Source organism: Nocardia yamanashiensis NBRC 100130, assembly GCF_001613325.1.
Taxonomy (GTDB): domain Bacteria; phylum Actinomycetota; class Actinomycetes; order Mycobacteriales; family Mycobacteriaceae; genus Nocardia; species Nocardia yamanashiensis.
In genome coordinates, this window is the sequence record NZ_BDCD01000002.1 from 273261 (window position 1) to 298021 (window position 24761).

Consider the following 24761-nt stretch of genomic DNA (forward strand, 5'->3'; position numbering starts at 1 on the left):
CTTGCAAGGGTTTCCGGGCCGCGAATCGGTCGGTTTATCTGTCACCACCGGTGCCACCGTCCCGCGGCGGGCGCGGCCGGGCCCGGAGTGGCGGTGTCACGGAGTGCTTTCGGCAGGGAAAAGGCGGGCCCCGGCGAGCCCGGGCGATGCGAGCATGGAAGGGTCCGGTCGCCGCGCGGAGAGGTGGTGGGTGTGGCGGTATTCCTGCAGGAGTACGGGGTATTGCGCTGGGTGGCGGTCGCCGCCTTCGGGGTCGCGGCGATGATCGTGCTGGCGCGGCTCGCGGCGGTGCGCGCGAGCGTGGAAGTGGTGGGTGGCGGAACCCGGGCGACCGACCGGGAGTCGGATGCGGCGCATCTGATGATGTGCCTGGTGATGGTGGCGATGCTGGTGTTTCCGGCCACGGCGGACCCGCACGCGGTGCGCGGGGTGCTGACCGCTATGACCGTGGTGTACGGGACGTTGCTGCTGGGCCGGATCGTGCAGTGGCGCAACGCGGTACGGATGCCGGGCGCTGGGGTTGCGGCATTCGGATACCACGTGCTGGCGGCTGCCGCCATGTGGTACGCCATGAGCGGGCACGGCGCGCACGGGCATTCCGGCGGGCCCGCACCCGGCGTCATGCTGGCGCTGGCGGGCGTTTTCGCGGTCGACGCGGTGGTGATGGCGGTGCCCGGGGCGCGCCGGGCACTGCGCCATCTGTTCCCGCACCCGGTGGGCGCGGGACCCCTTGCCGTGGTCCCGCATGTGGTGATGGACCTGGGCACGGCGCTCATGCTGGTCGCGGTGGTGATCGGATGAATCGAACGAAAGACGCGCACTCGGCCGCGCGGTGATCCGGGGCGGTTAGGCCGGGTGCGGGGGCGCGGTTCCGACGGGAGGCGGAACCGCGTTTCGCGTTGTCCGCCGCGCGAGCAGCCCAGACGGGGGTCCGTTAGGGCTGCTCACGGTCGTGATGGTGTGATGGTGCTAGGTCGGCCCGCGTGACAGGGCGGGCTGGTGTCGGTGTTACGGAGGTGCGGGATGGGTTCGCTGTGGCATGGCTTCGCGGATATGGGTGCGGTGGAACGCGATGGCGCGTTCGTCGTCGCACGCGGTGAAGGCGCGTATATCTGGGACGAGGGTGGCGCCCGCTACCTGGATGCCACCGCCGGGCTGTGGTTCACCAATGTCGGGCACGGCCGCCGCGAGATCGCCGACGCGGTCGCGGCGCAGCTGACGAATGTCGCCCACTACTCCAACTTCGGTGACCTGGCCTCCCCGGTGCTGCGCGACCTGGCCGAGCGGCTGGCGGGCATCGCGCCCGTGCCGGGCAGCAAGGTGCTGTTCACCTCCGGCGGCTCCGACGGCGTCGATACCGCCGCCAAGCTGGCCCGCCGGTACTGGAACGAAATGGGCAAGCCGGAGAAGACCCTGATCGTCGGCCGGCAGAAGGCGTACCACGGCATGCACGTCGCGGGCACCGCGCTGGCCGGCATCCCGGTCAATCGCGAGGGCTACACCGGCGAGTTCATGGCCGACGCCCGCACGGTGGCGTGGGACGACGCGGCCTCGCTGCAGGCGTTGATCGACGAGGTCGGCGCGGGCCGGATCGCCGCCTTCTTCGCCGAGCCGATCATCGGCGCGGGCGGGGTCTACCTGCCGCCGCAGGACTACCTGACCGAGGTGCGCCGCATCTGCCGCGAGAACGACATCCTGTTCGTCGCCGACGAGGTCGTCACCGGATTCGGCCGCATCGGCGGATCCTGGTTCGCCTCTTCGCGATTCGACCTGGAACCGGATCTGATGACCACCGCCAAGGGCCTCACCTCCGGATACGTGCCCATGGGCGCGGTGTTCGTGGCCCCGCGCGTGGCCGAGCCGTTCTTCGCCGGCGGGGTCTGGTTCCGGCACGGCTACACCTACGGCGGGCACGCAGGTGCGGCTGCGGCGGCCATGGCGAACCTGGACATCATCGAGCGCGAGCACCTGCTGGACGCCAGCAAGAACCTGGAATCGCTACTGCACGAGCACTTCTCGCCGCTGGCCTCGCATCCGCGCGTCGCCGAGGTGCGCAGCGGGCTCGGCGCGGTCGCCGCGGTCCAGCTCGCCGATCCGGCCGAGGCACTGCCGTTCGTGAAAACCCTGCGCGCGCACGGCATCTCGACCCGCGCCGCCGGGCAGGGCGCCCTGCAGATCTCGCCGTCCTTCGTCATCACCGAAGAGCAGGTCGCCGAGATGGCGGCGGGCTTCGCACGCGCCCTGGACGCGTAGCCGTACGGATATCCGAAAACGCCGCCCGGTCATCGCGCCGGGCGGCGTTTTCGTGGCCGCCATCCCGATGCCGGTGGCCGGGACACGAGGGGGCGGCGGGCGCGCGGGCACGGTAAGTCCGACTCATGAGTGAATCGATCGGCCCCCTGCTGCCCGCGGACGAGGGTTTCCACCACCAGATCGCCGACACCTTCGGGACGGTCTCCAGCAGCGACCTGTCCTGGACGGAGAAGGTGTGCGCCATGGCGGCGGCCCGGGACGGCAGCCTGCAATTGGGTTTCGGGCTCGGCAAGTACACCAATCGCAATGTGATGGACGGCTACGCGGGCGTCTCGCGCGGCGTCGAACAGCTCACGGTGCGCGCCAATCGCGAACTGCAGCCCGAACCGGATCTGACCGTCATCGGCCCGGTCCGCTACGAGGTGGTCGAACCGCTGCGGCAGATCCGGTTCGTGCTGGAGCCCAACGATATTCAGCCCATCGCCTTCGACTGGCTGTTCACCGCCGAGCTGCCCGCGCATCTGGAGGACCGCACCCATATGCGCGGCATGTACCGGGTCAACGCGGATCTGGTGCGCTATCACCAGATCGGCACCGCCTCGGGCTGGGTGGAGATCGACGGCGTCCGTACCGAGATCACCCCGCAGGACTGGGTTTCCACCCGCGACCACTCCTGGGGCGTGCGCTACGACGTCGGTCAGCCGCGCACCGATGTGCAGGCCGTGGAATTGCCGCCCGAGGTGTCATTCCGGATGATCTGGTCCCCGGTGTTGATGGAACGCCCGGACGGCACCCGTTACGGCATGCACCTGCATTATCAGATCATCGAGGTCACCGGCTACTCCTCGAAAACGGTCATGGGCGGTCTGCAATACCCCGACGGCCGGGCGGTGCGCTGGCGTGACCTCACCCCCGAACTGCGCTTCGACCCGGACAATCGGCGGCTGCTCGGCGGCCGCATCCACGCGCTCGACGTCGACGGCGTCGCCCGCACCCTGGAGGTGGAAGTGGTCTCCGACACCGGCTTCCACCTCGGCGCGGGCCTGTATCACGGGTTCGAAGGCCGCTACCACGGTGAATGGCGCGGCCCCGGAACCCATTTGGACGGTGAGCGCATCGAGGACTGCTCGACCTACGACAATGCCCGCCGCTTGCACCAGATCCGCGACACCGTCGTGCGCGTCACCGACCCGGTGGGCGGCGGCGTCGGCTATGGCAACTGCCAGCCGATCATCACCGGCGGCGACGACGCGCTGGGCCTGACCAAGGAGAGCACCTTCATGTGACTCCGGCCGGGGTGGCTCAGTGCTCTTGCGCTCCGGTCAGTTCACCGGCCGGGATGGACCGTAGTTTCACCACGGCGAGCACGGCCAGCAGTGCCGCCGCGACGGCGGCGATACCGGAGGTGATGTGCACGCCGTGCACGAAGGCCGCGCGGGCGGCGTCCAGCACGGCGGTCCCGAGCGGTCCGGGCAGGGTGTTCGCCGTCTCCACCGCCGCACCGAGGGTGTCTCGAATGGAGTCGGCCCCGGGTAGCCCGTGCGGCAGGGTGTCGTTCAGGTCGCCGCGGTAGATGGCGATGCTGATGCTGCCGAGGATCGAGATGCCCAGCGCACCACCGAGTTCCGCCCCGGTCTCGGACAATCCCGATGCCGCTCCGGCCTGTTCGGGCGGCGCGGAACCCACCACGAGTTCGGTGGTGATGCCGAAGACCGGTGCGGTGCCGAGCGCCACCAGCAGGGCGGCGACCATCGCGAGCGCGAGCGAACCGCTCGTGGACAGCAAGGTCAGCATGGCCAATCCGATTGCGGCGAGGGCGGTTCCGCCGCCGATCAGGTAAGCCGGGCGGATCACCCGCACCAGGCGCGGGGCCGCCTGCGAGCCGATGATGAATCCGAGGCTGGACGGCGCCATGACCAAGCCGGTCTGCATCGGCGATAGGCCGAGCACCAGCTGAAAGTACTGCGCGACGAACAGGAAGTATCCGAACATCACGAACACCGCGAGCACGTTGATGGTCAAACCGATCCGGAAGGTGCTCAGCCGGAACAGCCGCAGATCGAGCATCGGATCCGGCCGGTGCAGCTGCCGCCGCGCGAACACCGTCCCGGCGGCCAGGCCCACGATCAGTGCGAGCAGCGGCACCGTCCCGAACCCGTCCTGCGCCGCCTTCTTCATGGCCAGCACCAGCGCCACCATGGTCACCACACTCAGTGCGGCGCTGACCAGATCGAGCCGACCCGCGTTCTCGTCCCGGAACTCCGGCAGCACCCGCGGCCCGAGCACCAGCAGCAGCACCATGACGGGCACGGCCAGCAGGAACACCGATCCCCACCAGAAGTGCTCCAGCAGCAGTCCGCCCAGCAGCGGCCCGACCACGCCGCCGGCGGAGAACGCGGTCACCCAGGTGCCGACCGCCAGGGACCGCTGCCGCGCATCGCGAAACATATTGAAGATCAACGACAAAGTGGACGGCGCGATGGTCGCACCCGCCACCCCGAGCAGCGCCCGGCACAGGATCAGCAATTCCGCGCTCGGCGCGAACGCCGCCAGCACCGACACCGCCCCGAACAGCGCGGCCCCCGACAGCAGCAGCCGCCGGCGCCCGATCTGATCCCCGAGGGTGCCCATGGTGATCAGCAGCCCGGCCAGCATGAACCCGTAAACGTCGATGATCCACAGCAATTCGGTGCCGGTGGGGTGCAGGGTGGCGCTGATCTGCGGTACGGCCAGGTGCAGCACGGTCAGATCCATGGCGTAGACCAGGCAGGCCAGGGCGAGCACGCCGAGCCCGATCCACTCTCGCCGCCCGGCGAGGGGTTCGGTGGAAAGCCCGGACGACACGGGTCCGGTGGTGGTTTCCACGGCAGATTTCCTTCCGATCGGGAATGCGGGCAACTGCCGGTGAAGACGTCGCGGTATCCAGAATCTCATCGCCCACCGACAGAAACGGCAACCGATTTTCCGCCCGCAACCATCCCGCTCATCCCGTTTCCAGATCCCCGCCGAACCGTTACGCCCACCCCCGCCCCCGCTGGCACCCTGGAGTCCAGGGGGACCGCTCATGTTTTCACTCCGACTCGAATCAGCGCCTCGGCGGCGCCGCGCCTATCGCACCGCCTTGCGGGCGCGCGGTTACCTGCTGTCCACCCTCACCCTGGTGATCGCACTGCCGTCCGCCGCCCTCACCATCGTGCTCATCCGGCAGCTCGACGCCCGCCTCGGCCACGGCATCGCCTATGTGCTCTTCACCCTCTGGGCGCTGGCCGGTCTTGCTCTGCTGCTGATGAATTCGCGGATCGCCGCCAAGGCCGTCCTGCGCCCGCTGCGGGACACCGACCCGGCCAAACTGTCCAAGGTCTGGTCTGAAGTCCTCACCGCCGCCGGCCTCGCCCCGACCCGGCGGCACGCGCTCTGGGTGAACGAACAGGACCGCGGCGTGGAAGCCTTCGTGGTCAGCGGCGTGGTCGCCATCGACCACGCCGCCGCCCGCACCCTCCGTGCCCGGGACCTGCGCGGCGTGCTGGCTCACGAACTCGGCCACGCCCTCAGCAGTGGCGGCAACCGCCTCCGCATCCTGGCATCGGCCCTGAAGATCCCACTGAAAACCATTCTGAGACTGCTCTTTTCGACCGTCGACCAACTCGAACGCCTGCGCATCCTCCCCGACGCCGGCGTGTACGCGACCGAAGTGGGCCTCCTGCGCAGAGCGACCTGCTGCGCCGCCCTGATCGCCGCCTCCGCCTACCTGATCGGCCCGCTCCCCACCCTCGCCTTCGCCGTGCCCGTCACCCTCGAACCGGTCCTGCACCACGCCCTGCGCCGCCAGGGCGAGCGCCTCGCCGACCGCGTCGCCACCGACCTCGGCTACGGCCCGAACATGATGTCCTACCTGCAGATCCGCTCCGCCGACCACGGTGCGGCCCACCGGCTGCCCCTGCACGTGACCGGCCCCACCGCGCGCGCCCTGCACCTGCTCGCCGCCTCGACCGCGACTCACCCGCGACCACAGGCCCGCATCGCCGCCATCGAACGGCGAATACTGCGTCGCGAAGGGGCCGCGGGCTGAGTAGTGTCGGGCCGATCGTGCTGGGGAAGCTGACGGGGTGGGGCTGTGGGCGGGCGAATTGTGCGGGGGCTGTCGCGGGGTTGCGGACTCGTGGTGACCTTGGCGTTTCTTGTCGGGGTGGTGCGGTTGGTGTGGCCGCAGCCCGGGGTCGATGAGCAGCCGGGGGACACCTGGCGGCAATTGTCGTTCCTGCGATCGGCATTGGATGCGGGGGCGGGGGAGTCGGCGCAGACTCAATTCCCCGAGGGCTATTTCTTCAGTCATGCATTGTACGGGTTGGCGTGGGTGCAGGCGGGGTCGAGCGATCCTGGGCATCGTGAGGAGGCGTTGCGCCAGGCGCGCTGGGCATTGGGCCGGATCGAATCCGACCGGGGACGAGCGCCTTTCAGTGCCGGGCTGCAACCGGCCTACGGGGTGTTCTGGGCGGGGTGGGCGAATTGGTTGCGTGGGGCCGTCGTATCGCTCTCCGGCGCAAGCGATATCGACGAGGTCCGGCGCTTCGAGGCGGCGAGCGCCGAAATCGCCGGGGCGTTCACTACGTCGGCGAAAACGCCGTTCCTGCAGGCGTATCCGGGCCAGGCGTGGCCGGTCGACTCCGTGGTGGCCATCGCCTCCCTGCGATTGCACGACCACCTTTTCGGTCAGCGCTTCGGGCAGGTGACCGCGGACTGGCTCGCGGCGGTGCGGACTCGGCTCGATCCGGCTACCGGCCTGGTGCCGCACCGGGTCTCGGTGGCGGACGGGAGCCCGGTCGAAGGGGCGCGGGCGACATCGCTCGCGGTGATCAACCGGTTCCTGCCCGAGATCGATTCCGGGTTCGCTCGCGACCAGTATCGCGGCTTCCGAGACCGATTCCTTTCCTACCCGGGCGGTTTCGGCCCCGCCGTCCGTGAATTCCCGCACGGCCGGGACGGCTCCGGCGATGTCGATTCCGGCCCGCTGATCGCCGGCATCAGCCTGTCCGCCACGGTGGTGGCGCTCGGCGCGGCGCGCGTCAACGGAGACCGAAGCCTCGCTGCGGCAATCGGTTCGGAGGGTGAGCTGCTGGGGCTGCCGATCACGCTGCCGGGCACCAAGCGTTATGCCTTCGGGCTGCTGCCCATCGGCGATGCGTTCCTGGTGTGGTCCGCGACCGCCCGCCCGCTCACCACCGAACCGATCACCGCCGATGTGCCGCCGGTGCGCTGGTGGTGGCGCGCACCCTGGCTGGCCGTGCTGCTGCTCGGCGCGTTCCTGCCGTGGACTCGCGCGCTGATTCGCCTGCGGCCGTTCAGATCACGACGGGATGATCGGCGACCACGCGTCCGCCCAAGCGCACCCAGCCGTCCGAATCCCATTGCGTGAAGATCTGCGACCCCAGGCCCTGGGTGATGTGCAGTCCGCGCCGCAGCCGTGCGGTGAGCGCGATGGCCGCCGCGCCGGTGGCCTGATCCTCCGCGATTCCCATGGCGGGCGCGAACATTCGGGTCCGCACCGCGCTGCGCGATTCGTCGGTCCAGGTCCACACGTAGTGTGCGCCCTCCGGGAAATCGGCCGGATCCAGGGTCGCCATCTCCTCGCCGCTCGCGAATTCGTGGAACTCGAACGCAGGCGCCCATTCCGCGCGGGCGCGCGCCCAGGTCAGCCCGCTGTCGTCGGTCGAGACCTCCACCGGCCCGGCCGGCACGTCCAGCACCCGGACCGGCGTGCGCTGATCGCTGAGCCACCACGCGGTGCCGACACTGGGATGCCCCGCGAACGGCAGCTCCACGGTGGGGGTGTAGATGCGCATGCGGGCGCGGTCCTCGGCGGGCGGGTCCACCACCACGGTTTCGCTGTGCCCGACCCGGGCCGCCAGCGCCTGGTGATCGATGTCCGCCACATCGCCCGCGCGGGCGATGCCGAGCGGATTGCCGAACCGTCCCGCGGCATCGGTGAATACACGAACCACTTCGACCTGCGCGCCGTCGCTCTCCGGGGTGCCCATGACCCCCGAGCTTACCCACGGTTACCGGATCGCGCGCGGAGTGCAACTGCCGAGCATGTCGGCCAGGGCGCTCTTCTCGGTGGGCTGCACGGTGAGCTGCCAGCGCGCCTTCACCGCCACCCAGCGCCGCGCGTAATCACACCAGTACCCCTCGCGCGGCCGCCACTGGTCCGGCGTCTTCGACCCTTTGTCCTGATTGGCCTGCTTCTGCACCGCGAGCAGATTGCCGAGATCGTTGGCGAAGCGCTCACGCTGTTCGGCGCTCCAGCCCGACGCGCCCGAACGCCAGGCGTCACCGAGCGCCACCACGTGATCGATCTCGATCTCCGAGGCCTTGAACCGGTTGTAGGGCAGCCGTTCCCCGCTGTACGGATCGAGCAGGGTGCCCGACAGCACCAGGCACGAATTGCTGTCCGCCAAGCGGACTTCCGTGAGATCCCGCTTCATCACGTCCTCGCGCGCGGTGCACCCGTCGGACAGTCGCGGTTCCCCGCCGCGCCCGGACCAGCCGGGTCCGAAGGCATTGCGGTCATAGGATTCCCAATTGCGATTCCAGGCCACCGTGAGCCGTTCCAGATCGGCGCGCGCGAGCTCGGCGTCCGGAAGCGCCGTACCGGTCGGATCGGGTCCGGCGGGTGGTTCGGCGCGCTGCGGTTCGGTGTGATTCAGCCACAGCGCCATCCCGGCGGCGCCGATCGCGATGACCACCACCGAGGTGGCGAAGAGCTTGTTCCAACGGCGGCGGGAAGCGGTCCGGGAACGCGGCATGCGGGGGAGTCTAGGGGCGGATTCCGGACGAACCGGGCATTGTTGCCGAGCGGTGACCCGATTGCCGCTAACCATTGGCTAATGCTGTCGCCGGCGGGCCCGTCGCATCGTGGGCCCCGGGCAAGCAAAGGGGCCGCGCACCCGAAGGTACGCGGCCCCTTTCACACTCTGCCGGGAACGGCCGGTCAGACCGCCGCGGTGGCGAGCGCCTCGGTGGAGGCGACAGCCTGGCCGACGCCCGCCACGATGGCCGCGACGCGCAGCGATTCGAAGATCACCTCACGCGACACGCCCGCCTCGCGCAGGGTGTTCTCGTGCGCCTCCAGGCAGTGCTGGCAGCCGTTGATCGAGGAGACCGCGAAGGACCACAGCTCGAAATCGGCCTTGTCGATGCCCGGGTTGCCGATGATGTTCATCCGCAGCCCGGCGCGCAGGTCGTCGTAGCGACCCTCCAGGAACGCCTTGCCGCGGTAGAACACATTGTTCATACCCATGATCGAGGCCGCGCCGAGGGCGGCGTTGTACGCCTCCGCCGACAGGGTGTCGGCGGCCTCCTCCGCGATCTCGCGCAGCGTGGTCGCCGACTTGGTGGCGGCGGCCGACGCGAGCAGGGTGCCCCACAGCTGCTGTTCGTTCAGCACGGTGGTGCGCGCGATCGAGGACAGATTGAGCTTGAGGTCCTTGGCGTACTCGGGCAGCGAGTTCTTCAGGTTCTCGATGGTCACAGCGAAACAACTCCTCTTAGAACGGGACTCAGACCGACGCGGACAGCAGTTCGCCGGCGTTGATGGTCGGGTCGCCCTTCTTCCAGTTGCAGGCGCACAATTCGTCGGACTGCAGGGCGTCGAGCACGCGCAGCACCTCGTCGACATTGCGGCCCACGGAACCCGCGGTCACGGACACGAACTGGATCTCGTTGTTCGGGTCGATGATGAAGGTGGCGCGGTCGGCGACGCCGTCGGCATTGAGAACGCCGGTGGCGGCGGCCAATTCGCGCTTCAGGTCGCTCAGCATGGGGAAGGGGAGGGTCTTCAGATCCTCGTGCTGGGCCCGCCACTGGAAGTGCACGAACTCGTTGTCCACGGAAGCGCCCAGGACCTGCGCGTCACGATCTTCGAACTCCTCGTTCAGCTTGCCGAACGCGGCGATCTCGGTCGGGCAGACGAAGGTGAAGTCCTTCGGCCAGAAGAAGACGATGCGCCACTTGCCGGCGTAGTCGTCGCTCGAGATCTGGGTGAAGTAATCGTCGGGCTGCTGAGCGTTCACCTTCGAGAGATCACCGCCGATGACAGCCTTCAGGTTGTAGGCGGGGAACTGGTCGCCGATGGTCAGCAGGGCCATGCTTGCTCCTCTTCGTAGTCGATTCGATCGTGTCGTGACTTCTGCAAACGATCATGCCCATACCTCGGTAAAAGGTAAAGGTGATCGGTCGCACTATACTGATAGGCGTGACTGATCAAACTTATCAGCCGACCCTGTCGCAGCTGCGTGCGTTCGTAGCGATCGCGGAATACCGTCACTTCGGTACCGCTGCGGCTCGGCTGAGCGTGAGCCAGCCCACGTTATCGCAGGCCCTGGCATCACTGGAAAACGGACTCGGGCTGCAGCTGATCGAACGCAGCACGCGCCGGGTATTGGTCACCCCCGCCGGGAAACGGCTACTGCCGCAGGCGATGGCGACGCTCGAGGCCGCTGACCGATTTGTCGCATCCGCGGCGGGATCCGGTTTGGGCGGCACGCTGCGCATGGGCATCATCCCCACCGTCGCCCCCTACGTGCTGCCCGCCCTGCTCCCCGAACTGCGCACCCAGCTGCCCGCGCTGGTGCCGCACGTCATCGAGGATCAGACCGCGCGCCTGCTCGACGGATTGCGCTCGGGAGTCCTGGACGTGGCGCTGCTGGCGCTGCCCACCGACGCCTCCGGCCTGATCGAAATCCCCTTGTACACCGAGGAATTCGTGCTCGTCGTCCCGCGCGGGCATCAGCTGGCCGGCCGCGAGGACCTGAAGGCCGCCGACCTCGACGCCCTGCCCCTGCTGCTGCTCGACGAAGGCCACTGCCTGCGCGATCAGACCCTGGACCTGTGCCGCGCCAACGACGCCCACCCGAGCACCGTCGGCGACACCCGCGCGGCCTCCCTCGCCACCGTCGTGCAGTGCGTGGCAGGCGATCTCGGCGTCACCCTCATCCCGGAAATGGCCGTCCCCGCCGAAACCTCCCGCGGCACACTGGAAATCGCCCGCTTCGCCACCCCCGCCCCCGGCCGCACCCTCGGCCTCGCCTTCCGCGCCTCCACCGCCCGCACCGAAGACTACGAACACCTCGCCAAGATCTTCCGCACCCACCGCCCGCAGTAGCCCCGGAGAGCTCACGAGAGTTCCGGTGAATTGACCGGCTCGGCACCTTCTGAGACGCTCGGGCCATGCGGATTCACCATCTGAACTGCGGCAGCATGTCCTTCGGCGTGGTCGACCACTGCCTGCTCGTCGAGACCCGTGACGAACTCGTCCTGGTGGACACCGGATTCGGCCTGGGATGCGTGCGGCAGCCGGGAAAGATGGTGGGTCCGAGCCGTTTCCTGATGGGCGCGCGCCTGCTCGAATCGGAAACCGCGGTGCGGCAGATCGAAGCGCTCGGCCACGATCCGCGCGATGTGCGGCACATCATCCTGACCCACCTGGACCTCGACCACTCCGGCGGCCTCTCCGACTTCCCCGAGGCCACCATCCACGTGCACGGCCCGGAATTCCGCGCGGCCACCGCGACGCCGTCGCTGTCCGAGCGGATGCGCTATCACGCCGCGCAGTGGGGTCACGGCCCCAAGTGGATGGTGAACGAGGCCACCGGCGGCGAGGAATGGTTCGGTTTCCGCGCGGTCCGCGACCTGCCCGGCCTACCGCCGGAGATCCTGGTGATCCCGCTGCCCGGCCACACCCGCGGGCATGCGGGCGTGGCCGTCGATACCGGCGACGGCTGGCTGCTGCACGCCGGTGACGCGTTCTTCGTGGAGAGCTCCATCGATCCCGTCCAGCCGCGCACGCCGTTCTGGTGGCGGGTGTACGAGACCAATGCGGTTGCGGGGGAGACGTATCGGGAGAACCAGCGGCGGCTGAGCGAACTCAAACGCCTGCACGGGCATCAGGTCGAGATCATCAATTCGCACGACGGCGCGATCCTGGCGCGGGCGGTCGCCGAATGAGCTCCATGGAACGCTGGGGGCGCAGGCTGCCCCGCGCCGAGGACGCGCTGTTCGTGTACGGGACGCTGCAATTCCCGCGGGTGCTCGACGAATTGCTGGGGCGCACACCGGATCTCACCCCGGCCGTGCTGCCGGGACGGCGAGCGGCGGCCTTGCCCGGACGGGTGTATCCGGGACTGGTCGCGGCCCCATCGGATGCGGCGGCGGGCTTCCTCCTGACCGGTCTCACCGCCACCGAATGGCAGGTGCTCGACGCGTTCGAGGACGACGACTACGACCTGGTTCCGGTCTCGGTGCACGCGGGCGACCGGGAGGTGTACGCGTGGACCTACTCCTGGCTGCCGGAGGTGCTGCCCGAGAACTGGTCGGCCGCAGCCTTCACCACCGATCACCTGCCCCGGTACGCGGAAAAATGCGCTGCGTGGCGCCGGGAGTTGGTCCTGCTGACCGAGACTGCGTGACACGGGACACACTCCTGCGGTAGAACGTGATCGCATGGACACCGCAGTCTCCGCACACCCCGATCCCAGCGATACCGTCGCGGGCGCGCGCCGCCAGGCCCTCGGGGATCTGCTGCGGCGCAGCGCCGCCCGGCAACCGGACAAGCTCGCGCTGGTGTGGCGGGAGCAGCGGGAGACCTTCGCCGAACTCGATGCCGCCGTGAACCGCGTCGCGCACAGCCTCGCCGATCGCGGTGTGACGCAGGGCGATCGGATCGCGTTGTACTCGCACAACTGCCGCGACTACGTGCTGTTGTACTTCGCCCTGGCCCGGCTCGGCGCGATCTCGGTGCCCATCAACTTCATGCTCACCGCCGACGAGGTCGCCTACATTCTGGGTCATTCCGGCGCGATCGGCCTGATCACCGAGGACGCCCTGGCCGGTGAGGCGGAAGCCGCGCTGAAGCAGCTCGACGGCAACGCGGTTCGGCTACGCGGGTGGATCGCTCTCGCCGGTACACCCGCCGCCATCGGCTGGGAAGACGTCTCCGCCTGGGAATCCCACCCCGAAGCCACCGAACCCGAGGTGCATGTCGGCGACGACGACCCGATCCAGATCATGTACACCTCCGGCACCGAATCCCGCCCCAAGGGCGCGACCCTGTCCAGCCGCAGTCTCATCGCCCAGTACGTGACCACGGTGATCGACGGCCGAATGAGCCCCGACGACATCGAGATTCACGCCCTCCCGCTCTACCACTGCGCCCAGCTGCACTGCTTCCTCACCCCCGATATCTATCTGGGCGCGACCAGCATCGTGCTGCAAGGACCCGATCCGGCGACCATCCTGCGCACCATCCAAGCCGAACGCGCCACCAAACTCTTCTGCCCGCCCACCGTCTGGGTGGCCCTGCTCCGCCACCCCGACTTCGACACCTACGACCTGTCGTCCCTGCGCAAGGGCTACTACGGCGCCAGCATCATGCCCGTCGAAGTCCTGCACGAACTGGCCGAACGACTGCCGGGCGTGGCGCTCACCAACTTCTACGGCCAAACCGAATTGGCCCCGCTGGCAACGATTCTCGCCCCCGAAGATCAGCTCGCCAAGCCCGGCTCGGCCGGCCGCGCGGGCCTGAACGTCGAAACCCGCGTGGTGGACGACGACGGCGTCCCGGTCCCTCCCGGCGTCGTCGGCGAGATCGTGCACCGCTCCCCGCACGCCATGCTCGGCTACTGGAACGACCCGGCCAAAACCGCGGAAGCCTTCCGCGACGGCTGGTTCCACAGCGGTGACCTGGGCGTACTCGACGCCGACGGCTACCTCAGCGTGGTGGACCGCAAGAAGGACATGATCAAGACCGGCGGCGAGAACGTGGCCAGCCGCGAAGTCGAGGAGATCCTCTACCAGCACCCCGACGTCTCCGAAGCCGCCGTAGTCGGCCTCCCGCATCCACACTGGATCGAAGCGGTCACAGCCATCATAGTCCCCCGCGCCGGCACCACCCCGACCATCGAATCCATTGTGGCGCACTGCAAACAGCGCATGGCAGGCTACAAGGTCCCCAAACACGTAGCCTTCGCCGACACCCTGCCCAAGAACCCCAGCGGCAAGATCCTCAAACGCGAACTACGCACCGAGTACGCGCATCTGGCCGAGGAGTAGGCCGCCCGCCTCTCAGCCCTGACCGATCCCGTCCACATGCGCCACATTCGCCGCGTCGACGGGATCGGTACTGGCCACACCGTCGAACCAGGCATCGAGGATCTCGCTCAGCTGCGCCCGTGAAGTGAGACGCAGGCTCAGCGCGAGCACGTTCGCGTCATTCCACTTCCGCGCGCCACCGGCGGTATACGCATCGACGCACAAAGCCGCCCGTATCCCCGCCACCTTGTTCGCCGCTATCGACGCCCCCGTACCGGTCCAGCAGCACACCACCGCCTGGTCCGCGCGCCCCTCCACCACATCCCGCGCCGCGACCTCACTGGCCCAAGCCCAATCCTCCCGTTCCCCGGCAGCCAGCGCCCCGTGCACCACCACCTCGTGCCCCCGCTCCCGCAACTCCGCCACCACCGCCCCCGCCACCCCGGTGTCCTCGTCCGCCGCAACCGAAATCCGCATGGCCGCAGGATCAGAGGACTTCGGCGATATCGACGGCAGCCACGGCCAACCTGAGCCACTGCTCCAATTGATTTACATCGGAACAGTTCTCGATCTTCGACATCACCTCGTCGGTCAGGTCGAACCCACGAGCTTCGAGCACCGTGATCAGGGCTCGGGCCGCTTCGGTCGTGCGGCCTTTCGCTTCCCCTTCGGCGAGGCCTTCGGCGAGGCCTTTGGCATGTCCTTTGGCATGTCCCTTGGCGGCCAGCTCTCGGAAGGTATCGCTCAGATATTCACGCTGTGAGGTGGTCATCAATGCCTCCAATGTGGAACGAGCACCACGGGACAATGTGGAGAGGACGAGGTCGTAATACATGTTAGCCCGCTCTGAACTGCGGCTACCCGGTTCGGACGCGAGTCCGTCCAATGCGGCCAGCATGGCCTTGAAGACCTGCTTCCGCTGCGAATCATTGCGATGCGCGATCGCTGACAACACGGCCAGCTCCGGCATTCGTGCTGCAGCCTCCGGGTCGGTCACCGCCGGGACCTGTTCCGGTCCGAGTACGAGCGGCTGAAGCGTAGCGACACCGAGTCCCAGATCGATCTCCTTCGACGCCCACGCGGTTGTGTTCTTGTCCGGGCTCAGCACCAGTAGAGCGACAGGGCAGCGCAGCCGCGCGCGTAGGGTTGCCACGTAGACCGGCCAGACCCATGGTTTGTCCTTGTCAGGCCGTAGCTGGACCTCGACGACGACCGCGAGAACCGGTCGATTCGCTTTCGACAGGACGACAACGCGGTCCGCGCGATACTCCGTCGGTGCGGTATCCGTGAGATCAGCACAGTCGGTCTTGGCGCGTTCGTAGTCGGGTACCGGCCAACCCAATGCGCTCAGCAGACGCGCGGCCAACTCCGGCTGGTTGGTGAAGAGCTCCAGCAACACCTCGTGAAGCAGGGAAGGCATGGGGTGACCGTACGGTTCAAGCCGAGATGTGTTGGGGTGTCGGCGGCTTCTGTCCGTGTCGTCCGGGTTTTCGAATCAGATTGCGGGAGAGTCGGATTCCTCTGCCTGGGTCTCCAAGACCACATTTTGCCGGAGGCCGGCACGCCCTCGGGATGTTCGGCCGGAGGGCGTGTCGACGGGCCGGGGTCAGTTGTTGGCGGCGCGGGCCAGCTCTTCGGGGTAGCGGGCGCCCGCTACCGCGCCGGCGGGGGCGGCGGCTTCGATGCGGGCCAGATCCTCAGGGGTGAGGGTGATTTCGGTGGCGGCCACGTTCTGTTCGAGGTAGGTGCGGCGTTTGGTGCCGGGGATGGGGACTACGTCGGTGCCGCGGCTCTGGACCCAGGCGAGGGCCAATTGGCCCGGGGTGATGTCTTTTTCGGCGGCGATGGTGCGCAGGGCCTCGACGATGGCGAGGTTGGTGTCGAGGTTGCCGTCGGTGAAGCGGGGGAGGCGGCGGCGGAGGTCGTCGGCGGCCAGGTCGGTGGTGGAAGTGATTGCGCCGGTGAGGAATCCGCGGCCCAAGGGGGAGAAGGGGACGATGCCGATGCCGAGTTCACGGCAGACCGGCGCGACTTCGGCTTCGATATCGCGGGTCCACAGTGACCACTCCGATTGCAGGGCGGTGACCGGGTGGATTGCGTGGGCGCGGCGGATGCTGTCGGGGGAGGCTTCGGAAATGCCCAGGTAGCGGACCTTTCCGGCCTGGACCAGTTCGGCCAGTGCGCCCCAGGTTTCCTCGACGGGCACGTTCGGGTCCACGCGGTGCTGGTAGTAGAGGTCGATGTGGTCCACGCCGAGCCGCGTCAGGGATTCGTCGGCGCACTGCTTGACGTACGCCGCGTCGCCGCGCGCGCCCATGGAACCGCCTTCGCCCCAGACGATCCCGAACTTGGTGGCCAGCACCACCTCGTCCCGCCGCCCGGCGATCGCCTTGCCGACCAATCGCTCATTGGTTTCCGGACCGTACACGTTCGCCGTATCCAGCAGCGTCACACCGAGATCCAGCGCCCGATGGATGGTGGCGATCGATTCGGCCTCGTCGTCGTGCGCCCCGTACGCGTGACTCATGCCCATGCAGCCGAGCCCCTGGGCGCTCACGGTCAGCTCGCCGAGTTTCCTGGTCGCGATCATGCGGGAGATCCTCCTGAAAGAGCCGGAATGTCTGTGGTGAGCCGTGCTCACCCCAGCGACGCTACGACCTGGAGCGCACTCCAAGTCAAGCGGCGGCGCCGAGCCCCAGCGAGGCGACCAGCGCGCGCAGTTCGTCCAGGTACAACGCCGCGGGATCGGTGATCTGCGTGCCGAGCACGCCGTCGAGTTCGAGAATGACCAGGCCGTGCATGCGGCCCCAGATACGCAGCGCCACAGCGAGAGTCGCGGGCTCGAGCTCGGGGAAGCGTTCCCGCGCCACAGCGGTGAAGGCCGGATCCATCTCCGCCCAGGTGTAGGTGTGACCGCTGCCGTCGACCTGCGCCGCCGCTGCCAGGCCGACCAAGCCGAGGCACAGCTCGTAATCACCGGTCGCGTCGACGTGCTGGGCCGCGGCGCTGAAGACCAGCCGGAACTCGTGCGGATGCGCCAACGCCCAGGCGCGATACGCCAGCCCGTGCGCGATGACCTGCGCACCGGGCGTCGCGGCGGTGGCGCGGGCCGCGGCCAGCTCCCGGCTCAACTCGGCACGCAACTCGACGGCCAGGGCGGCCAGCAGCGCCTCGCGGGTGGCGAAATACGTGTACGCACTCCCGGACGCCATCCCCAGTTCCCGGGCGATGGCCCGCAGCGACACCGCGTCCACGCCCTCGGCGACGAGATGGCGCAGCGCGGTGTCCTTGATCTCCGCGGTGGTCTCGGCACGACGGCGTTCACGGCGGGTGGCGGGCGGCATGTGCTCGAGCATACAGTGCCCGAACTTCGATCGCCGGTTGAAAGTTGAGCAGTGCTCAATTATTGTTCAGTCGTCAGTCAGTTCTAGGAGAGTTGGGATCAACATGGATATTCGTGGCTACGAGCTCGGCCCGATCACGGCCGAAGCCGCCTTCACCTCCGATTTCGCCGTCGCACCCGAGGTGCCGATGGCCGATCTGGTGAACAAGCAGGAGATCGAACGCCGGATCATGGACGACCGCCCCGGCATGCTGATGAAGTACATGCCCGCCCGCTACGACGCCGTCACCGGCCGGATCCTCACCGGCGGCCGCTACCTGTTCGACACCTGGGCGAACGTCGAGGAGTACCGCCGCTTCACCGCCGAGGAACTCGAGTTCGAACCCGGCGTCAAGTTCTGGAGCCGCCCCTTCTTCCTCGGCGTGGACCGGCACATCTGGCGCGTCGCCGGCGCGCACAACTTCACCCCGATCGGCGATCACGCCGTCGACCGCTTCGAACGCTTCACCTTCGACGGCGGCGACCCCCGCGCCGTGCTCGAGGAATCCTGGCCGCGACTGCGCGACGCCGCCGAGGAACAAGGGCTGGGCGCCGCCTGGCTGCTCTACCAGCCGCAGGAGCGACAGATCGCCATCCACACCGTCGCCGCCGCCGCACCCGGCCCGGACCCGGTGGCCGCGGCCGAATCCGCGATCGCCGATCTGGCCGCCCGGCCGTCCCTGGGCGCGCTGCTGCCGTCGAACCTCAACGCGCACAAGGTCTTCGACCGTACCGCGCTGGTCGTCTCGCTCTGGCTGCCCCGCTCCCGCCGCGCCGGCGGCGTACCGACCGCCAACCCGATGACGCCCCCGCTGCCCGCCTGGACCGTGCCCCCGCAGCAGTCCTGAGCCGCCCTATCCGGCGGCGCGTTCCTCGGCGATCACGCGCAGCCGCCGCAGCGAACGTGACATCCCGTCCAGCGCGAGATTGTCCCGCGGCTTGCCGACCGGCCCCGACCAGCGCAGCAGTTTCGACAGGAACGCGGTATCGGGCCAATCCCGGTACTCCGTCACCACCGTCCCGCCGTTCTCCGGGCGCAACCGGTACCCCCATCGAGTGCCGATGAGATGAACGCGGAATTCGAAGTGCCGCAACGGATCCACCACCGTCACCTCGCACGGCGTGGCCCACGGCACCGGCCCGATCCGGTTGAACCCCACGAACCACCGGCCGGATTCCGGCGCACCGGACCATGAGATGCGCAGCGCCGCACGGTTTTCCGGACTCCATCGCCCCATGCCGGTGACATCGGAGACCATCGCCCACACCGCGTCCACGGGCGCTGCGACGAAGGTCGAGCACTCGTCCCGGATTCCGTCCGCGATCCGGCTGCGGGTCACATCGCCGGGCCGTCGCGTCAGCGCACGCCACATGCCCTCAGTGTCTCAGACGGATACCCCGAGGGCTAGTGGCGTGCGCGGATGACGGTTCAGGCCTGGATCACTTCGACGTTGACCAGCGCGCCGAGGGAATCGCAGCTGGCCCAGGACTGGTTCTGCCCGTACTGGATCGGGCCGTACTTCCAGTAGGTGAAGGGCACGGGCCAGGCGACGCAGGTGAGTTTCACCTGATGCCAGGTCGGCAGCTCGCAATTGGCCATTCCGCCGGTATTGAAGATGTTGTAGACGTGGCAGTTGGCCTGCCATACCGGAACGTCGGCCTGGGCTGTACCGCTGCCGGCCAGTGCGAGGCCCGCGGTGGCGGTGACGGCGAATGCGCCGGCAGCAAGCCGCTTCGCAGATAGCATTTCGACCTCCTGAATTGGATGTTGTTGTGGAAAACATCGGACACCGGTCGTGCTTGTTACTCAGCATTCAGGTTTTCCGGGAATCGCGAAAGTAATCGCCTGATTTTCGGGTCCGGAATTCTTTTCAGAGAGTTCCTCGAAAATGAAAAACGCCCCGCACGAAATTCGTGCGGGGCGCTTCGGGTATTGCGATCGGCTAGACGCTCACACCGACGCGCAGGGCGTGCGGTTCGATGGCGCCGCGGACCAGGGCCCGCTCGTCGATGGTCTCGGCCCGGTACGGCAGCGTCGGCAGGGTCGCGGTCATCTTGGCGACCGGATCCTCCAGGGCCTTCGGCGTACCGAAGATGAAGGTCCACTCGTGCTCGTCGCTGACGTAGGGGACGACGGTCTCGAAGAGGTTGTGGAACCGGGTCCACGACCGCTTCAGGGTCTCGTTGCGCCACATGGTCTGACAGCCGGCCTGGGCGGCGAGCACGCCGCCCTCGGCCAGCAGCGCCTTACAGCGGTTGAGGAAGTCGTCCTCGTACAGGCGGTTGTGCTGGGCATCCTCGACGCGCTCGTCGGGGAGGTCGATGCAGATGAGGTCGTAGCGGGTGCCCGCCGCCTCGGCCTGGGCCAGGAAGTCCCAGCCGTCGGCATAGTGCATCTTGATCGGGCCGGTCTGCGCCACGGCCTCGGCGAGGTCGGCCTGGCTGTAGCCGTAGGGGAGGTGCTCGGCGCACAGCTCCACCTCGAGCTGGTCGATGTCGACGTGATCGACGAGCGAGGCGCCCGCGGCCACCGACATCTGCGAGGCGACGCCCTCACCGGAACCGATGATGAGCACCTTCTCCAGCTTCTCGGCCAGCGCGTACCCCGGGACCAGCATGGCCTCGTGGTAGGTGAGCTGCGAGAACTCGGTGGACTGGCGATCGTCGTCGGAGAACAGGGACCGGCCCTGCTCGGTCTCGGCGATCACCATGTGCTGGTACGGGGTGTTGGTGTCGACGATGACCTCGGACATGTTCCACACCCGGGTCAGGCCCTCGCCGACCGGCTCGTGGATCCGGCGGGCGCTGTGGCCGCGCTGGATGACCTCCATGTTCACCGACTTCGGCGAAAGCTCCTGCTGCAGCAGCTCGACGGCCTTGGTGGCGCCGGCTCCGATGCTGCCGCAAGTGAATACGTCGACGAAGATGTCGCCCGATTCCGGGTAGGTGTGAATCGAGGCATGCGACTCGGAAAGCAGAGCCAGGATGGTGGCACCCTGCGGCTCGAACTTCTTGCGCACGACATCGCAGATGGTCACCCCCGCGGCGACCAACGATTTTCGAAGCGCGGTTTCGAGTCGTTCGATGTCATCGCAGAGACCAGCGTCGACACCACCGAACTCGGCCAGCACGTGCCAGCCGGTGAATTCTGCCGTCATGGCTAAACTCACTCTCGCTCAGCGCCAATGACATGAACAGTCAGAGGCGGAAAACCGTTGAAGGACACCGACGAATAGCTCGCCGTATAGGCGCCGGTTTCGAGGATTCGAATGGAATCACCGGCTCGCAACGTGGTCGGAAGAAGGACCCGCGTGCGTTGATAGAGTACATCGTCGCCATCGCACGTCGGTCCGGCGACCACCGCCTCGTCCACCGGATCGCCATCGCGATCGGTCTGGAAACGGTATGCGATGTACTCGTTCTCGGTTTCGGCCATGCCGTTGTACCGGCCGATGTCGAGGTATATCCAGCGCCGCCCGTCCGGCGCCACACGAACATTCACCACTTCGCCGTGAATCACGCCGGTATTGCCCACCAGGGCGCGACCGGGTTCCACGACGAGCGAGGTGTGTTCCGGGAGGTGCGCGGCGGCCGCAGCCGCGATCACCGCACCGAGTTCGCCGACACCGGGAGCCGGGTCCGCGTACGAAATGGGAAGGCCGCCACCGATATTCACGGAGGTGACCGGAATGTCCTTGACCGCCAACGCTTCCGAGATGGCGCCGGCCTGCTCGATGCCGATCTGCCAGGCGATGGGATCGAGCTGCTGCGAGCCCACGTGGAAGTACGGCCCGGCGACCCGCAGCCCGAGATCGCGCGCCCGCACCAGCAGGTGCACGGCTTCGCCCGGCGCGCAACCGAACTTGGTGCCGAACGGCGTCTGCGACTGCGGCGCGGAAGCCAGGAACCGGCACTCCACTTCGGACCCGGGCGCGTGCTCGGCGATGCGCTGCACGTCGTCCTCGGTGTCGAAGGCGTAGCGCCGCACGCCGAGCGCGTACGCGGTGGCGATCTGCGAGGCCTTCTTGATGGGATTGCCGTAGCACATGACGGCCGGGTCGACGCCCTGCGCGAGGCAGAGCTCGATCTCTCCGATGGACGCGACGTCGAACTCTGCGCCCTCGTCATTCAGTAGCCGGATGATCTCCGGGACGGGACTCGCCTTGACGGCGAAGCGAATTCGCGCGGTGGGTAGCGCGGCTTGCAGGGCGCGGTAGTTCGCGCGCACCCGGTCCAGGTCGATGACGAGGCAGGGCGATTCGGGCAGGTTTCGGCCGGTCAATCTAAGGGAACTCTTTTCGATCGGGCGCTGAGGCGGCGACAGGCAACAGGGGGCGACACTACACGTGATGGGCCGCGGAAAACTAACCGATGGTCGGTCGACTTCGTCACGGTACCGCCCGGACGGTGCAGTAATCGGGTCCGAATCCTGACAAAAGGGTGAACGACGAACGCCGCCCCGGTGGGACGGCGTTCGCGGGGAATCGGGCGAATCAGCCCGCGCTGATGCTCAGTTCGTCGAAGACGACCTCACCGGCGGCATCGGATTCGGCCAGGTCGACGACCGCGTCCAGGGACCAGCCGTGATCGCCGGCCGGGTCGTCGAGCACCTGGCGCACATGCCAGAAGCCAGGGCGTTGCTCGACCTGGAACAGCTTCGGGCCGCGCGCGTTCGGGCCGGTGCCGATGGACTCGTACTCGGCGAAATAAGGAGCCAGGTCGGTTTCCCAGTCCAGGTTGTCCTCGTACTCGTCCAGGGCCGCCCAGCGCTGCAGCGCGGCCAGTTCGACGCGGCGGAACATGGCGTTGCGCACCAGCACCCGGAAGGCGCGTTCGTTGGCGGAGATGGGCCGCACGGTCTCGGCGCCGAAGGCGATCTGCTGATCGTCGGATTCCGCGCCCGGATTGGTGAGCTGTTCCCATTCGTCCAGCAGGCTCGAATCGACCTGGCGGATGAGCTCGCCGAGCCATTCGGTGATGTCGTCGAGTTCCTCGGTGCGGGCCTGTTCCGGCACGGTCCGCCGCAGGGCGCGATAGGCGTCGGCGAGATAGCGCAGCACCACGCCTTCCGAGCGCGCGAGTTCGTACTGCGACACCAGTTCGGCGAAGGTGAGCGAGCGCTCCACCATTTCCCGCACCACGGACTTGGGCGACGGCTCGAATTCCGAGACCCACGGATGCCCGCCCTTGTAGGTCTCGAAGGCGGGTTCGATGAGTTCCGCCAGGGGTTTGGGCCAGGTGACCTCTTCGAGGAGCTCCATGCGTTCCTCGTATTCGATCCCGTCGGCCTTCATTTCCGCGACGGCCGCCCCGCGCGCCTTGTGCTGCTGGGCCATGAGCAGCTGGCGCGGATCCTCCAGGGTGGATTCGATGAGCGAGATGACATCGAGGGTGTAGGTCGGCGATTCCCTGTCCAGCAGTTCGAACGCCGCCAGCGCGAAGGGGGAAAGCGGCTGGTCGAGGGCGAAATCGCGTTGCAGATCGACCATCAGCCGGGCGTGCCGGCCGAATTCGTCGGGCTCGTCGAGCTGCTGCACCACGCCCGCGTCGCGCAGCGCCCGGTACAGCTTGATGGCCTTGAGAATGTGTTTGCGCTGCGCTGCCCGCGGTTCGTGATTCTCTTCCAGCAGGTGCCGCATGGCGTAGAAGCAATTGCCTTTGCGCGCAATCACATTCAGCAGCATGGCATTGGTGACATCGAACCGGGATTGCATGGCCTCGGGCGAGGCCGCGACCAGCCGGTCGAAAGTCTCCTCCGACCAGGACACGAATCCTTCGGGCGGCTTGCGTTTCTGGACTTTCTTGAGCTTCTTGGGATCGTCACCGGCCTTGGCGATGGCCTTGGCGTTCTCCACTTCGTGTTCGGGCGCCTGCACCACGACGGTGCCGAGGGTGTCGTATCCGGCGCGACCGGCCCGCCCCGAGATCTGATGGAATTCGCGGGCGTTCAAGCGCCGGGTGCGCACCCCGTCGTATTTGGTGAGCCCGGTCAGCAGCACCGTGCGAATCGGCACATTGATGCCGACTCCGAGGGTGTCGGTGCCGCACACCACTTTCAGCAGCCCGTCCTGCGCGAGTTTCTCCACCAGCCGCCGGTATTTGGGCAGCATGCCCGCGTGATGCACGCCGATGCCGTGCCGGATGAAACGCGAGAGCGTCTTGCCGAAACCGGTGGCGAACCGGAATTCGCCCAGCGCCTCCGCGATCGCCTCCTTCTCGGTCTTGGAGGACATGTTCACGCTCATCAGCGCCTGCGCCCGCTCCATGGCCGCGGCCTGGGTGAAATGCACGACGTACACCGGCGCGAGACTGGTGGTGACCAGATCCTCGAGGGTCTCGGTGATGGGTGTGCGGACGTAGGAAAAGCTCAGCGGCACCGGACGTTCGGTGCCGGACACGATCGCGGTCGGCCGCCCGGTGCGTTTCGTCAGATCCTCGGCGAAGAAGTCGACCTCGCCGAGCGTGGCCGACATGAGCAGGAATTGCGCGTTCGGCAGTTCGATCAGCGGCACCTGCCACGCCCAGCCGCGATCGGGATCGGCGTAGTAGTGGAATTCGTCCATGATGACCTGGCCGACCGGTGCGCTCGCGCCTTCGCGCAGCGCCAGATTCGCCAGGATCTCGGCGGTCGCGCAGATGATCGGCGCATCCGGGTTGACCGCGGCGTCGCCGGTCACCATGCCGACCTTGTCCGCGCCGAACACCTCGCACAGCGCGAAGAACTTCTCGCTCACCAGGGCCTTGATCGGCGCGGTGTAGTAGCTGCGCTCACCCTTGTTCAGCGCCGCGAAATGCGCGCCCAGCGCGACCATCGACTTACCCGAACCGGTCGGGGTGTTGAGGATGACGTTCGCCCCTGTCACCAGCTCCAGCAGCGCCTCTTCCTGCGCCGGGTACAGCGAGAACCCTTCCCCGGAAGCCCAATCGGCGAATGTCTCGTACAGCCACTCCGGATCCACATCGGGCACGGCACGGTCGGGAACCAATTCGGACAGCTGCACGGCGACCAACGTTACCGGTCCGCCCTGGAGCGGCCGGTATC

Annotated in this window: 24 protein-coding genes; 10 read left to right on the forward strand and 14 right to left on the reverse strand. The window is 67.9% G+C overall.

The features are described from left to right. Positions 1 to 192 precede the first annotated feature (192 nt). The 3 genes from NY1_RS01355 to NY1_RS01365 all read left to right on the forward strand — a co-directional run bounded on the left by NY1_RS01355 (position 193) and on the right by NY1_RS01365 (position 3539). On the forward strand, positions 193 to 801 hold the full coding sequence (locus NY1_RS01355) for a DUF5134 domain-containing protein (RefSeq protein ID WP_157575184.1): 609 nt from the start codon (positions 193 to 195) through the stop codon (positions 799 to 801). Between the two features lie 222 nt (positions 802 to 1023). Beyond that, positions 1024 to 2253: an aminotransferase family protein gene (locus NY1_RS01360; protein WP_067706926.1), complete on the forward strand. Its 1230-nt coding sequence runs from the start codon at positions 1024 to 1026 to the stop codon at positions 2251 to 2253. A 125-nt stretch (positions 2254 to 2378) separates the two neighbouring features. After that, positions 2379 to 3539 (forward strand): Rv3169 family protein, encoded by a 1161-nt coding sequence (locus NY1_RS01365; protein WP_067706928.1) that lies wholly within the window; start codon positions 2379 to 2381, stop codon positions 3537 to 3539. A 16-nt stretch (positions 3540 to 3555) separates the two neighbouring features. Here the strand turns inward: NY1_RS01365 and NY1_RS01370 are convergent, their stop codons facing one another. Continuing rightward, positions 3556 to 5097, reverse strand: coding sequence for an MFS transporter (locus NY1_RS01370; protein ID WP_067707779.1), 1542 nt, complete (start codon positions 5095 to 5097; stop codon positions 3556 to 3558). A 220-nt stretch (positions 5098 to 5317) separates the two neighbouring features. On the opposite strand from NY1_RS01370, the gene NY1_RS01375 reads away from it, so the two are divergent. After that, positions 5318 to 6322 (forward strand): M48 family metalloprotease, encoded by a 1005-nt coding sequence (locus NY1_RS01375; RefSeq protein ID WP_067706931.1) that lies wholly within the window; start codon positions 5318 to 5320, stop codon positions 6320 to 6322. Positions 6323 to 6367: 45 nt separating this feature from the next. Further along, entirely contained in the window at positions 6368 to 7666 is a 1299-nt protein-coding gene (locus NY1_RS01380) for a hypothetical protein (protein WP_233434158.1), read from the forward strand. Here NY1_RS01380 and NY1_RS01385 read toward each other — a convergent pair. The 4 genes from NY1_RS01385 to NY1_RS01400 all read right to left on the reverse strand — a co-directional run bounded on the left by NY1_RS01385 (position 7593) and on the right by NY1_RS01400 (position 10397). Further along, positions 7593 to 8288, reverse strand: a complete 696-nt coding sequence (locus NY1_RS01385; protein ID WP_067706933.1) for a PhzF family phenazine biosynthesis protein — start codon at positions 8286 to 8288, stop codon at positions 7593 to 7595. The two genes, NY1_RS01380 and NY1_RS01385, sit on opposite strands and share 74 nt — an antisense overlap. 21 nt (positions 8289 to 8309) lie before the next feature. Then, entirely contained in the window at positions 8310 to 9056 is a 747-nt protein-coding gene (locus tag NY1_RS01390) for an HNH endonuclease family protein (protein WP_067706936.1), read from the reverse strand. A gap of 185 nt (positions 9057 to 9241) precedes the next feature. Continuing rightward, the gene (ahpD, locus tag NY1_RS01395; RefSeq protein WP_067706939.1) at positions 9242 to 9781 is read right to left on the reverse strand and encodes an alkylhydroperoxidase, AhpD family; all 540 of its coding nucleotides are present in this window, start codon (positions 9779 to 9781) and stop codon (positions 9242 to 9244) included. 28 nt (positions 9782 to 9809) lie between these two features. Then, positions 9810 to 10397: a peroxiredoxin gene (locus NY1_RS01400; RefSeq protein ID WP_067706942.1), complete on the reverse strand. Its 588-nt coding sequence runs from the start codon at positions 10395 to 10397 to the stop codon at positions 9810 to 9812. A gap of 107 nt (positions 10398 to 10504) precedes the next feature. On the opposite strand from NY1_RS01400, the gene NY1_RS01405 reads away from it, so the two are divergent. The 4 genes from NY1_RS01405 (at position 10505) to NY1_RS01420 (ending at position 14358) form a co-directional block, all read left to right on the forward strand. Further along, a complete protein-coding gene (locus NY1_RS01405; RefSeq protein ID WP_067706944.1) occupies positions 10505 to 11413 on the forward strand; it encodes a hydrogen peroxide-inducible genes activator in 909 nt (302 codons plus the stop codon). A gap of 65 nt (positions 11414 to 11478) precedes the next feature. Continuing rightward, positions 11479 to 12255 carry an MBL fold metallo-hydrolase gene (locus tag NY1_RS01410; RefSeq protein WP_067706946.1) on the forward strand — a complete coding sequence of 259 codons (777 nt, stop codon included), beginning with the start codon at positions 11479 to 11481 and terminating at the stop codon, positions 12253 to 12255. Further along, entirely contained in the window at positions 12252 to 12716 is a 465-nt protein-coding gene (locus tag NY1_RS01415) for a gamma-glutamylcyclotransferase family protein (RefSeq protein ID WP_067706949.1), read from the forward strand. The genes NY1_RS01410 and NY1_RS01415 overlap by 4 nt, the downstream gene beginning before the upstream one ends. Before the next feature lie 34 nt (positions 12717 to 12750). Beyond that, positions 12751 to 14358 carry an acyl-CoA synthetase gene (locus NY1_RS01420; protein WP_067706951.1) on the forward strand — a complete coding sequence of 536 codons (1608 nt, stop codon included), beginning with the start codon at positions 12751 to 12753 and terminating at the stop codon, positions 14356 to 14358. A gap of 12 nt (positions 14359 to 14370) precedes the next feature. On the opposite strand, the gene NY1_RS01425 is transcribed toward NY1_RS01420, so the two are convergent. The 4 genes from NY1_RS01425 to NY1_RS01440 all read right to left on the reverse strand — a co-directional run bounded on the left by NY1_RS01425 (position 14371) and on the right by NY1_RS01440 (position 17681). Then, positions 14371 to 14814 (reverse strand): RpiB/LacA/LacB family sugar-phosphate isomerase, encoded by a 444-nt coding sequence (locus NY1_RS01425; protein ID WP_067706954.1) that lies wholly within the window; start codon positions 14812 to 14814, stop codon positions 14371 to 14373. 10 nt (positions 14815 to 14824) lie between these two features. Further along, positions 14825 to 15757, reverse strand: a complete 933-nt coding sequence (locus NY1_RS01430; protein ID WP_067706956.1) for a hypothetical protein — start codon at positions 15755 to 15757, stop codon at positions 14825 to 14827. 186 nt (positions 15758 to 15943) lie between these two features. Then, complete coding sequence (locus NY1_RS01435; protein ID WP_067706959.1) at positions 15944 to 16927, reverse strand: aldo/keto reductase; 984 nt, start codon at positions 16925 to 16927, stop codon at positions 15944 to 15946. 85 nt (positions 16928 to 17012) lie between these two features. After that, a complete protein-coding gene (locus NY1_RS01440) occupies positions 17013 to 17681 on the reverse strand; it encodes a TetR/AcrR family transcriptional regulator (protein WP_169815287.1) in 669 nt (222 codons plus the stop codon). A 103-nt stretch (positions 17682 to 17784) separates the two neighbouring features. Here NY1_RS01440 and NY1_RS01445 point away from each other — a divergent pair, with 103 nt between their 5' ends. Beyond that, on the forward strand, positions 17785 to 18567 hold the full coding sequence (locus tag NY1_RS01445; protein WP_067706965.1) for a hypothetical protein: 783 nt from the start codon (positions 17785 to 17787) through the stop codon (positions 18565 to 18567). A gap of 6 nt (positions 18568 to 18573) precedes the next feature. On the opposite strand, the gene NY1_RS01450 is transcribed toward NY1_RS01445, so the two are convergent. From NY1_RS01450 to NY1_RS01470, 5 genes are all read right to left on the reverse strand, one after another. Beyond that, on the reverse strand, positions 18574 to 19092 hold the full coding sequence (locus NY1_RS01450) for an SRPBCC family protein (protein ID WP_084534516.1): 519 nt from the start codon (positions 19090 to 19092) through the stop codon (positions 18574 to 18576). 56 nt (positions 19093 to 19148) lie between these two features. Next, the gene (locus NY1_RS01455; protein ID WP_067706968.1) at positions 19149 to 19466 is read right to left on the reverse strand and encodes a hypothetical protein; all 318 of its coding nucleotides are present in this window, start codon (positions 19464 to 19466) and stop codon (positions 19149 to 19151) included. A gap of 196 nt (positions 19467 to 19662) precedes the next feature. Continuing rightward, positions 19663 to 20877 carry an adenosylmethionine decarboxylase gene (gene speD, locus NY1_RS01460; protein WP_067706971.1) on the reverse strand — a complete coding sequence of 405 codons (1215 nt, stop codon included), beginning with the start codon at positions 20875 to 20877 and terminating at the stop codon, positions 19663 to 19665. Between the two features lie 8 nt (positions 20878 to 20885). After that, positions 20886 to 21986, reverse strand: a complete 1101-nt coding sequence (locus tag NY1_RS01465; protein WP_067707787.1) for a type III PLP-dependent enzyme — start codon at positions 21984 to 21986, stop codon at positions 20886 to 20888. A 226-nt stretch (positions 21987 to 22212) separates the two neighbouring features. Then, positions 22213 to 24720, reverse strand: a complete 2508-nt coding sequence (locus NY1_RS01470; RefSeq protein WP_067707788.1) for a DEAD/DEAH box helicase — start codon at positions 24718 to 24720, stop codon at positions 22213 to 22215. Between the last annotated feature and the right edge of the window lie 41 nt (positions 24721 to 24761).